This is a genomic window from Geodermatophilus sp. TF02-6 (assembly GCF_003319115.1).
GTDB lineage: Bacteria > Actinomycetota > Actinomycetes > Mycobacteriales > Geodermatophilaceae > Geodermatophilus.
Genome location: NZ_QOHF01000028.1, coordinates 42,746 through 53,595, shown reverse-complemented (window position 1 = coordinate 53,595; position 10,850 = coordinate 42,746). Strand labels below are relative to the sequence as shown.

The window sequence follows — 10,850 nt, the reverse complement described above, 5'->3', positions numbered from 1 at the left end:
CTTGAGCAGAACCGATCCTCTCGCAGGACCCCGCGCCTATGCAGTGACACTCCCTTCAGCCCGCCGACCTGCACATCCTCGGGCCGGAGAATGGCTCACACGCCAATCCGTTGAGAAAACCTCAGTCAGCGGCGTGACGTGTGGACTCCAGAGGGTGGCGTTCTGCCCGACGGGTCGGTCATTCTGCGCAAGGATGCCCGCGCGCCGTTCGAGTTCGAGATCATGGATGGGTTCGCCGCCTTCCCGCTCAACCTCGGAGTGCGTCTTGGCGATCCTCATCCGCCGGACTGGTGGATGGACGAGATCGGCAGCGAGCGTGTGAGCCGAGCCGGACAGGTGAGCATCGTGGAGTCTCTGCGGTCGCAGAAGCAGTAGCCGCAGGTCACCCGATGATTGCCTCGGCTCGGGTCCGCAGCTGAGTGCCGATCCTGGTGACGGGCTCCGGCGAATGGCCTGGTCAACGGTCGAGCAGTCGCTCAGCGGCGCCGAGGCGCCTAGTGACGGAGGCGGGTTGTCCACACGTTGACTGCCTGCGCTGATAGGCCCTAACGTCTAGCGACGTGTTCGTGCGCACCTCGACCCGCCGAAACTCGGCCGGGACACCCGTGCGCTACCTGCAGCTGGTGCACAACCGGTGGGACCCGGTGGCCGGCGCGTCCAAGATGCAGGTGCTGCACTCATTCGGTCGGGAAGACCAACTCGACCGGGCTGGGATCGAGCGGCTGATCGCCTCGCTGAGCAAGCTGCTCGACCCCGCCGCCGCGCTGCAGGCGACCGTGGGCGCGACAGCGCCGGAGCTGGCCTTCGTCTCCTCCCGCGCACTCGGCGCGACCTGGGCGCTGGACGGGGTGTGGCGCTCCCTCGGCCTGGATGGGCTGTTGACCCGGCTGCTGGCCGATACCCGCCGCAGTGAGCGGGTCGAGCGGGTGCTCTTCGGGCTGGTCGCCGCGCGGGCCATCGAGCCGGCGTCCAAGCTGGCGACCGCCGCGTGGTTGACCCGCCGCACGCACATCGCCGGCCTCACCGACTCCGCCGACTCCACCGCCGGGGCCGGTGGGGAGGTCAGCGACGATGAGTGCTACCGGGCGATGGACTGGCTGATCGACGCTGCGCCGCAGGTCGAGCGGGAGGTGTTCTGGTCGGTCGCCTCGCTGCTCGATCTCGAGGTCGACCTGCTGTTCTTCGACACCACCAGCAGCTACTTCGAAATCGACGACGCCGATGAACCGGTGCTGCGCGACGAGCGCGGCCACCGCCTGCCCGACCCCCAGCCCGATGCGCAGGCTGCTGCCGATGGCGACGACAGCGCCGCCGGCGAGCCAAACGCCACCAACCAAGACACCAGCGAGGACAGCCGTGCCGGGTTCCGGACCTGGGGCAAGTCCAAGGACTTCCGCGGCGACCTGCCCCAGATCGTCATCGGCATGGCCGTCACCCGCACCGGCATCCCGGTGCGGGTGTGGTGCTGGCCGGGCAACGCCACCGACTCCGCGCTCATCCGCCAAGCCCGCGCCGATCTGCGGGAGTGGACCCTGGCCCGGATCGTGTGGGTCGGTGACCGCGGGTTCACCTCCGCGGCTAACCGCCGCGAGCTGCGCGCCGGCGGGCACGGCTACATCCTCGGCGAGCGCCTGCGCTCGGGCTCGGCCGAGGCCACGGCGGCGCTGGCCCGGCCGGGCCGCTATCAGCACGTGGCGGACAACCTGCAGGTCAAAGAGGTGCGCATCGCCGATGACGAGCGGTTCGTCGTCTGCTTCAACCCCGAGGCCGCCACCCGCGACGCCGCCGTGCGCGCGGTCCTGGTCGACAAGCTGAGCGGACTGATCGCCGGCTCCGACACCCTCTCGGCCACCAAGCGGGCCGAGCTGGCCGGGCGGATCAGCATGATGCCCGGGCCGGCCCGCTACCTGCGCCGCACTCCCGCCGGGCTGCTGCGGGTGGACAAGGCCAAGGTGGCCGCCGAAGCCCGCCTGGATGGCAAGTACCTGCTGCGCTGCTCGGATCCCGCGATGAGCGCCGAGGACATCGCGCTGGGCTACAAGCAGCTGGTCGCCGTCGAACGCGGCTGGCGAGACCTCAAGACCCACCTGGAGCTGCGCCCAGTCTACCACCGCCTGGAGTTCCGCATCCGCGCCCACGTGCTGCTGTGCTGGCTGGCCTTGCTGCTGGTGCGCATCGTCGAGACCGGCACCGGGCGCACCTGGGCCGCGGTGCGCGAGGACCTCAACGACCTGCATGTGGGTGTCTTCTGCGGCCCGGCCGGCATCTTCACCCAGACCAGCGAGCCCACTCCCGCGGTCAAGACCGTGCTCGCCGCGCTCGAGGTCGCCCCGCCCAAGAAGATCTTGCACCTCAGCCCAGCCACCACCTCCGCCGCAGGCGAGCCCGAGCAGCCGCCGACCTGACCGCCTACCTGGGCGTTCTCTGAACGCCTAGTGACACGCCCCGTCACCCCCAGGACGGGCATCCACGCACGTCAACCCGGCAGTTCACGTCATCAGCCGCGAACGCTGCTGCGGAACCCGAGGCGTGATGCAGCCAAGTGGCGGGTGCACCGCTCCTGTCCCGAGCTCCGGTCTCCCGATCCGGGGGTGGACGTCCCGCACGCCGGGGGCGGTGCCGGCCGCGTCCTCCTGGAGGTGAGGCGTCGGCCGGTGGCCGACGGTCAGCGGGAGCGGCGCCCGGCGGACAGGACGAGGCCCAGGACGCACAGGACAGCGACGGCCCACCCGCTGACGACGTAGAGATCGCCCTGGTGGACGCCGTGGGTCGTGGTCAACCGCACGAGGACCGGCCCCTCCTCGAAGTACCGGCCGGTCAGCAGGAGGAGGGCGAACGCCGACAGCACCCCTGCGACGACGAGCGCGAGCAGCCACCGGAGCACGAGCCGACGGTAGTCACGTCCCGGCCCGGACACGAACACCGGCCCGGACACGAACACCGGTCCGGACCGTCCTCCCGCGGCCACCGGCGCCACCGAGGGACGTCGTCCTGCTGCACCGCGTCTCCGTGCCGGTTCGCCGACGACCGCCTACGCTCTTTCCGCCTGCCTTTCCGCGCGGGTCCTGTCGTCGATGCGCGCTGTGGAGGGCGGATGCCGCCGGTCGAGCTGTCGTGGGGTGCGGCGACCGCGGTCGGCCAGCGGGAGGACAACCAGGACAGGTACCTCGCCGAGCTCCCGGTCTTCGCCGTCGCCGACGGGATGGGCGGCCACGCCGGCGGCGCGGCCGCGGCGCAGGCGGTCGTCGAGGCGTTGGGCTCGCTGACCGGCGGGGGGACGACGACCGTGGCGGCGATCCGCTCGGCCCTGCAGCGGGCGGACGGCGAGATCCGCACCTTCACCGGGCCGGACAGGGCCGGCGCCGGGACGACGGTCGCCGGCGTCGCTCTGGTCGACGAGGGCGACGGGCCGCAGTGGGCGGTGTTCCACATCGGGGACTCGCGGGTGTACCGCTGGCACGACGGCGAGCTCGAGCCGCTGACGACCGACCACTCGGTGGTGCAGGAGCTCCTCGACGCCGGTTACATCTCCGACGCGAGCGTCGCCACGCACCCGCAGCGGCACATCATCACCCGCGCGCTCGGTGTCGGCCCGCGCAGCGAGCCGGACGTCACGCTGCGCCCCGTCGTGCCGGGGGAGCGCTTCCTCGCCTGCTCCGACGGCCTGACCGGCGTCCTCGACGACGACCGCATCGCCGAGTTGATGGCCACGGACGCCGTTCCCGACGACCATGCCTCCCGTCTGGCTGACGAGGCGGTCGCACGAGGCGCCCAGGACAACGTGACCGTCGTCGACGTGGAGGTCCGCGGCTCCGTCGGGTAGCCGGTGCACACGTGGAACGCGGCCGAGCACCGGGAGCCAGAGCGCCTCCTCACCGGCGAGGCCGACCTCCGGCAGGCGGTAGACGAGGCGGACGTCGTCGTCCTCCTGCAGGCCCACCGCGAGTACCTCGGGGGCACGCTGGACGGCGTCCGGGTGTTCGACACCCGTGGCGTGCTGACCGGTGACACGGTGGACCGGTTGTAGACCTCGCGCGCGTCGCGTCAGTGAGTCGGTCGTCCCCGCTCACGGGGTCAGCGCGACGGAGGTACCGACCCTCCGCGGTGCCAGGCGGCGCTCCCGTGGGCAGGTATGGCTTCCCCTTCCGGCCAGCGACCTCGGCGTTCCAGTCCCCGCAGCCATGGTGCCACGGCGCGGTCAACCGCCGGGTCGGACACTGGAGCCGTGTCCCGGCACTGGCCGCCCGAGTCGGTCTTCACCGTGCTCCTCGTCTGCACCGGCAACATCTGCCGGTCGGCGCTCGCCGAGCGCCTCGGGCGGGCGTACCTGGCGGAGACACTCGGTGCGGACGCCGACCAGGTCCGGGTGACGAGCGCCGGTGTCCGGGCCGTGGCCGGCTCGACCATGCACCCGGACAGTGCCCTCGTCCTGCGCAGCCTCGGCGGCGACCCGGACGGCTTCGTGGCCCGTCAGCTCGCCGACGACATGGCCATCGACGCCGACCTGACGCTCACCATGACCCGCCAGCACCAGCGCGACGTGCTCCGCGGCGCCCCACGCGCACTGGCCCGCACCTTCACCCTGCGCGAGGCCGCGGGCCTCGTCGAACTGGTGGGGGAGGACGTCGACGTCGCCGGCAACGGGCTCGCCGAGCGCGCCCGCAGTCTCGTCGAGCAGCTCGCCGCCGCGAGGTCCCACCGCCGGAGCAGTCTGGAGGACGACATCCGCGACCCGATCGGGATGCCGGCCGAGGTGCACGCAGAGGCCGGCGACGCGGTGGCCGCCGCGCTCATCCCCGTCCTGGCCCGCATCGCCGCGCTGCGCCCGGCCGACGTCCGGACCTGAGCCGCTCGTGCGCGTCAGGGCACCTGTGTGGGCAGCGCGGTCCACGCTGCCACGGCCCCAGACAGGGCGTGCGACGGTGCAGTGATCCGTGGCCGCGGGAGGACGACGTCCGGGATGACCGCCGGAACCGCAGCAGCGCGTTCGTCGTCCGATGCGGCGACGAGATCCGTCCAGGCTCGACGGGTGCTGTCCGGCGGCAGGAGGACCGCTCGCGCGAACCGGTCGAGTCGCCTCACCGCGGGACATCCGGGAGGGCCTCGTCGCCGAACTCGGCGGCGTTCGCGCCGAGCGAGTCGGTGTCCAGGTACTCCCACATCCGGGCGGCGGCGCTCTGATCCAGGTACACGACGCTGGCCGCCCCTTCCGTGCCCGTGCCCAGCACCGGGGCGGTGAAGAAGTCCACCGTCTCCGGCGTCACCCCGCGCAGCGAGTAGGCCAGCGACAGCAGGGTGGCGTTGTCCAGACTCTCGTCGACCGCCACCGCGTCGGTGACCGTGAGCAGCGCCGAGTCGAGGCGCCCAGGGTCGGTGGAGGTGTGGGCGCCGAACAGCTTGCCGAACACCGCCTGCAGGTACTGCTGCTGGCGCCGCACCCGGTCGAAGTCGCCGCCGGGCAGGCCGTGGCGCTGGCCGAGGTACCAGCGCGCCTGGTCGCCGTCCAGGTGGTTGACGCCCGCGGAAAAGGTGTACGGGCCGTTGCTCGTCGTCTCGGCGACGACGACGTCCACGCCGCCGAGGTCGTCGGTCACCTGGACGAGGCCCTCGAAGTCGATGGCGGCGTAGTGGTCGATGCGGACGCCGGTCAGCTGCTCGACGGTCTGCACGAGCAGGGTCGGCCCGCCGTAGGCGTACGCCGCGTTGATCTTGTCCTTGCCGTGCCCGGGGACGTCGACCCAGCTGTCCCGGGGGATGGAGACGACCTGCGCGTGCTGCCGGTCGCCGCTGAAGCGGGCGATCATGACGGCATCGGCGCGCCCGCCCGCGGCGATCCCCTCGTCGGCGGTGGCGCGGGTGTCCGAGCCCATCAGCAGGAAGGTCACCGGGGCCTCGCCGGCGCCCTGCGCGGGGGAGGCGGGTGCCGGCCGGGAGCTCTCGTCCAGGTCGGCGAAGACGTCGCCGACCCGGTCGATGTTGCCGCCGTAGCGGCTGGTCAGGTACCAGAACCCGCCGCCGACGAGCAGCGCGAGGACCAGACCGAGCGCGCCCAGGACGACCAGCAGGCGCCGCAGGCCCCGGCGGCGGCGCGGCTCGGGGTCCGTCGGGTCCTCGTCCTCCCCGGGGAGGAGGTCGCCGTCGCCGGGAGCCTCGGGAGCGTCCCCGGGGTCGGGCAGCCCGATGCGCTGCGAGTCGTCGTTCACCGCTCTCCCGTCCGCGTGGACTCGTCGAGGCTACGACGATGGGGGCCGCCGGCCCGGGGCGCCGGCGCCACGCCGGAGTGCGCGCCGATCAGGGACAGGTGTGGCGCAGGGGCCGCCCAGCCGCACCCGGTCGCGGGTGCAGGCCGCCACGGCGAGCAGGTGCCGAGCGTCGAGCCTCGCTGCGGCTCCCGGATCGCACCGTGCAGCAATCCGGTCCTGCAACGGACCGTTCCACCTATCCTCCGTCCGTCAGCGCCCGGGGTCCGCGGTGAGCACCGCCGTCTCGAGCTCCATCACGGGGGAGGTGGAGGATGGACCCGGACCTGGCGCCGAGGTCCCGGTGCGGCGCACCCGGCCTCACCGAAGGCCGTCCCTCCGCCACCGCACCCCACCCCAGCAAGGGTCACCGCGGTCCGGTCCACCTCCACGAGCAGCCCCCGGCGCTGGGCACGTCCTCTCCCCGCTCCGGTCGGACGTACGGTCGGTACCAGGTCGAGCTGCTGTCCCGAGGGGACGTGGGTGCCGTCCTGCCCGAGTGGCGCGGCCTGCACCGGCGCCTCGGCGGCTGGTCGCCGTTCACCGACCCCGACTACCAGATGGTGTGGTGCGACCGGTTCGTCGACGACGGCGACGAGCGCATCCTCGCCGTCCGGCACGCCGACACCCGGGAGCTCGTCGCGGTCGTGCCGCTGTTCCTCGCCACGGTGGGCGGCCGCGGGATGCGGGGCAGGGTGCTCGCGCTCTTCGGCGCCTTCCGGGAACCACTGCTGCTGGAGCTGCCCGAGCTGCTGGTGCAGCCGGAGCACGCGCGAGCGGCGTTGGTCACCGTCGTCGCGTGGCTCGCCGAGCACCGCGAGTGGGACTGGGTGGAGCTGACCCTGGGGGAGGAGCAGCCGTGGCCGGTGTCGCGTTGGCTCGCCGACGCCGGCCTCGACCCGGCGATCCTCGTGCACAAGTCGGTGCTCCCGAGCGTGGTCCTGGACCTGCCGGACACCGGGGACCTCCCCCCGCTGGGCCGCAACCTGCGCGAGAGCCTGCGGCGCAGTCGCAACCGTACGAAGGGGCCGGCCGGTGAGTGGCGGGTGGACGAGGTCGGCCCCGAGCACCCGTGCTGGGACGAGGCCGTCGCGGACCTCCGACGCCTGCACCGCGCCCGCGCCGGGATGACGGGCGTCATCGCCCATCCGGACGTGTTCCGCGGGACGTCGCAGGGGGAGTTCCTCGCTGCACTCGCCGGCACCCCGGCTGCCACGCTGCCGCGCGTGCACCGCCTGCTGAGAGACGACGTCGCCGTCGCAGCCCTGCTGGTCTTCCACTCGGTGACCCGGACCTGGTTGAGCGTCTCGGGCGTCTCGCCCGACGCCTGGCACGTCGGTGGCGTGACCCGCCTGCAGTGGGAGGCCGTCCAGGACGCGGTGCGCCGTCGGCAGACGAGCGTCGTCTTCTCGACGGGCGTGGACGCCGCCAAGCAGCGCTGGAGCCCGACCGTCCGGGTCAGTCACTCCTTCGCGGTGGTCAACCCGCGCCGGGGCTCGAGGCTCACCTTCACCCTCTACTGGCTCGCCCGCAGCCTGAGGCACCTGCGCCGCCACACCGTCCACCATCCCCACCGCGAACGCGCGGAGCCCGCCACGCCCTGAGCGAGGCAGACCGCTCAGGTGAGCGTCGCGGACACCCGGGCGGCCAGCTCTCCGATCCGGTCCTGGTCCAGCAGGTCGAAGTGTCCGCCGGGCACCTCGAGGACCAGCAGGTTCGGAGCCGCGCGACGCCACGCGCCGAGGGTGTTGCCCACCACCGGCAGTCGCTGGCGGGCCAGGTAGTAGGTGACCGCCGCGTCACAGCGGGACAGCCGGTGGCCGTTGAAGACGGGCCAGGTCCGGGCCACGACCTGCTCCTCCGGGGAGACCGACCCCGATCGCCGCAGGTCCAGGCGCGCCCGCACGACGGCGGGGCCGCGCCTCGACAGCAGCACCCGCAGCTTGCGCGCCGTCGACGCCGCCTTCTGCGCCACGACCTCGCCCGGGGTGAGCGACGCCCGGGGAGGCCGCACGTCGAGCAGGCCGAGATAGGCGACCGTCTCCCCGGCCTCGCGCAACCGGGCCGCCACCTCGTAGGCCACCAGCCCACCGAACGAGTACCCGAGCAGCCGGTAAGGGCCGCGCGGCCGGGCCGTCCGGAGCAGCGAGAGCGTGTCCTCGACCACCTCGGCGACGGCCCGGCGCGCGCCGCCGGCGTCGACGACCGGCGGGACCAGACCGTGCACCGGCCGCTCGGTGGTGAGGCTCTCGACCAGCCGGTGGTAGCTGTGCAGCTGGCCGTACAGGTCGGCCACCACGTGCACCGGCGCCCCGACGCCCGGACGCAGCAGCGGCACGCGCACTACCCCGGCGACCCGCCCGGCCCCGACGGCGGTGGCCAGCCCCCGCAGCGTCGGGCGGGCGGCGAAGGCGCTCATCGGGACGTCCACACCCAGCTCCAGCGACACACGGCGCAGCAGCCGCACCGACTGGCGCGACGTCCCTCCCAGGTCCGACAGGTCGTCGTCGGGACCGGCCTCGCCCAGACCCAGGACCTCGCACCAGATCCGGGCCAGTCGATCCAGGGTCACGGCGTCCGTCACCGGCCCGGCGGGCGGGAGGCCTGCGGGGCTCGGCTGCTCGTCGTCGGCTCCGCCGCTCGCGGCTGCCACGGCGGCCCGGATCGTCTCCAGGATCCCGGGGTTGCGCAGCGCTCGGGCGTTGGGGACGGCGACTCCGTTGAGCGCGTCCCGGGCGGCCGTCTCCGACCGCTTGCCGTTGTGCGTGTGCGGCAGTTCCGGGACCGCCACCACCAGCGACGGGACGTGTGCTGCCGAGGCCTCGGTCCGCAGGGTGCGGCGGATCGTCCGGTCCAGGTCGCCGTCCAGGACCGATCCGGGCCGCAGGACCACGAGCAGGACCATCCGCGAGCTGCCGGGGACGTGCGGGTCGCGCTGCTCCACGGCCATGGCATCGGCCACCTGGGGCACACCCCGCAGCGCGGAGTAGACCTCGGTCGGGCCGACGCGGATGCCGTTGACGTTGAGGACGCCGTCCGAGCGCCCGTGCAGCCGCGCCGTCCCGTCGACGTCGAAGTCGACGAGGTCCCCGTGGGTCCACATGCCGGGGTGCTCGGCGAAGTAGGTGGCGTGGAAGCGCGAGCCGTCCGGGTCGCGGAGGAAGCCGACCGGCCGTGACGGGAAGGGCCGGCGGCAGACCAGGTCCCCCACCCGGCCGACGAGTTCCCGGCCGGACCCGTCGACCGCGGCCACATCCAGCCCCAGGCTGCGCGCCTGACAGCGGCCGCGGCGCACCGCCGTCTCCGGGGAGCCCAGCACGAAGCAGCCGATGATGTCGGTGCCGCCGGAGATCGACTGCACCGGTACCGGGCCGACCGCACCCCCCACCCAGTCGAACTGCCAGTCGTGCAGCACCGCGCCGGTGCTCATGACCGTCCGCAACCGGGACAGGTCGACGTCCTCCACCGGCCGGTACCCCGCGTCCTGGCACAGTTGCAGGTGGGCGGGGCTCGTGCCGAACACCGTGACCCCGTGGTCGCCCACCAGGCGCCACAGGGTCTCCGCCCCGGCCACCGGCCCGTCGAAGACGACGACGTGGGCGCCGGCGGCAAGTGCCGACAGCTGCCAGTGCCACATCATCCAGGCCGTCGTCGTGTGGAAGTACAGGGTGTCGCCGGGGCGCAGGTCGCCGTGGAGGCGGTGCTCCTTGAGGTGTTCCAGCAGCGTTCCGCCGACCCCGTGGACGATCGCCTTCGGTCGACCGGTCGTCCCCGACGAGAACATCACGAACAGCGGGTCGTCGAACGGCACCCGCGGCCACTGGGCCGTCGCGTCCTGCCCGTGTGCCTCGACGACCCCGACCAGCGGTGCCATCGGCACCGGTCGGTCCTCCGGGAGCGGCTCCCCGTCGAGCAGCAGGACCCGTCGCAGGGTCGGCAGGCCCCGGACGAGGCGGGCGACCACGTCGGGGGGTGTCCCGGTGCGGTCGACCACCAGCAGCACGGGGTCGACCTGCTCGAACCGGTCGAGCAGCGCCGGGGCGCCCATGTCGGGTGCCGCGGTCGACAGGGTCGCGCCCAGTGCGGTCACGGCCAACGCCGCGACGGCGGCCAGCGCGGTGTTCGGCGACACCAGGACGACTCGGTCGCCCACGGTGAGGCCTCCGGCGGCCAGCGCCGTCGCAGTGCGCTCCACCGCCTCCCGCAGCGCCCGACGGCTGAACACCTCGCGGGGTCGGTCGGCGTGGACCGCGGTCAGCGCCGGCGCATCGTCGTCCACGCCGGGCAGCCGGCGCAGGAGGACCTCCGCGTGGTTGAGCCGCAGGTCCGGGAAGAACCGAGCGGTCTCCACCTGGTCCCCGAGCAGCACCCGGTCCGCCGAGCCGGACCACGGGACACCGCTCCAGTCCAGCAGTGCCCGCCAGAAGACCTCCGGTTGCTGGACGGAGAAGGCGTGCAGGTCTGCCGGCCCGGAGAGGTCGAGGCCGGTCCGCCGGCTGCACAGCGCCCGGAAGTCGGCCAGCTGCGCGACGGTGCCCGTCGCGGTCGAGGGGAGGGGACGCCCCGTGGTGGTCACGGCACCCCGGTTCCGCGGCCTCGACGTGCGCACGG

General features: G+C 73.5%; 9 protein-coding genes. 6 read left to right on the top strand and 3 right to left on the bottom strand.

Annotation, left to right across the window (positions count from 1 at the left end):
- Positions 1 to 138 precede the first annotated feature (138 nt).
- Together DQ238_RS20035 and DQ238_RS20030 are read left to right on the top strand one after the other, a co-directional pair.
- A complete protein-coding gene (locus DQ238_RS20035) occupies positions 139 to 375 on the top strand; it encodes a hypothetical protein (protein ID WP_113783008.1) in 237 nt (78 codons plus the stop codon).
- A 185-nt stretch (positions 376 to 560) separates the two neighbouring features.
- A complete protein-coding gene (locus DQ238_RS20030; RefSeq protein ID WP_113783007.1) occupies positions 561 to 2,405 on the top strand; it encodes an IS1634 family transposase in 1,845 nt (614 codons plus the stop codon).
- A gap of 260 nt (positions 2,406 to 2,665) precedes the next feature.
- Here DQ238_RS20030 and DQ238_RS20025 read toward each other — a convergent pair whose 3' ends face one another.
- Positions 2,666 to 2,884 (bottom strand): hypothetical protein, encoded by a 219-nt coding sequence (locus tag DQ238_RS20025; protein ID WP_147263162.1) that lies wholly within the window; start codon positions 2,882 to 2,884, stop codon positions 2,666 to 2,668.
- A gap of 210 nt (positions 2,885 to 3,094) precedes the next feature.
- On the opposite strand from DQ238_RS20025, the gene DQ238_RS20020 reads away from it, so the two are divergent.
- From DQ238_RS20020 to DQ238_RS20010, 3 genes are all read left to right on the top strand, one after another.
- Positions 3,095 to 3,823: a PP2C family serine/threonine-protein phosphatase gene (locus DQ238_RS20020; RefSeq protein WP_113783005.1), complete on the top strand. Its 729-nt coding sequence runs from the start codon at positions 3,095 to 3,097 to the stop codon at positions 3,821 to 3,823.
- A 3-nt stretch (positions 3,824 to 3,826) separates the two neighbouring features.
- Positions 3,827 to 4,027 carry a hypothetical protein gene (locus DQ238_RS20015; RefSeq protein WP_113783004.1) on the top strand — a complete coding sequence of 67 codons (201 nt, stop codon included), beginning with the start codon at positions 3,827 to 3,829 and terminating at the stop codon, positions 4,025 to 4,027.
- A 198-nt stretch (positions 4,028 to 4,225) separates the two neighbouring features.
- Positions 4,226 to 4,846 (top strand): hypothetical protein, encoded by a 621-nt coding sequence (locus DQ238_RS20010; protein WP_199506479.1) that lies wholly within the window; start codon positions 4,226 to 4,228, stop codon positions 4,844 to 4,846.
- 232 nt (positions 4,847 to 5,078) lie between these two features.
- On the opposite strand, the gene DQ238_RS20005 is transcribed toward DQ238_RS20010, so the two are convergent.
- Positions 5,079 to 6,203 (bottom strand): LCP family protein, encoded by a 1,125-nt coding sequence (locus tag DQ238_RS20005; RefSeq protein ID WP_233496129.1) that lies wholly within the window; start codon positions 6,201 to 6,203, stop codon positions 5,079 to 5,081.
- A 515-nt stretch (positions 6,204 to 6,718) separates the two neighbouring features.
- On the opposite strand from DQ238_RS20005, the gene DQ238_RS20000 reads away from it, so the two are divergent.
- The gene (locus tag DQ238_RS20000) at positions 6,719 to 7,843 is read left to right on the top strand and encodes a GNAT family N-acetyltransferase (protein ID WP_147263159.1); all 1,125 of its coding nucleotides are present in this window, start codon (positions 6,719 to 6,721) and stop codon (positions 7,841 to 7,843) included.
- A 14-nt stretch (positions 7,844 to 7,857) separates the two neighbouring features.
- On the opposite strand, the gene DQ238_RS19995 is transcribed toward DQ238_RS20000, so the two are convergent.
- A complete protein-coding gene (locus DQ238_RS19995) occupies positions 7,858 to 10,815 on the bottom strand; it encodes an acetoacetate--CoA ligase (RefSeq protein WP_113783013.1) in 2,958 nt (985 codons plus the stop codon).
- Between the last annotated feature and the right edge of the window lie 35 nt (positions 10,816 to 10,850).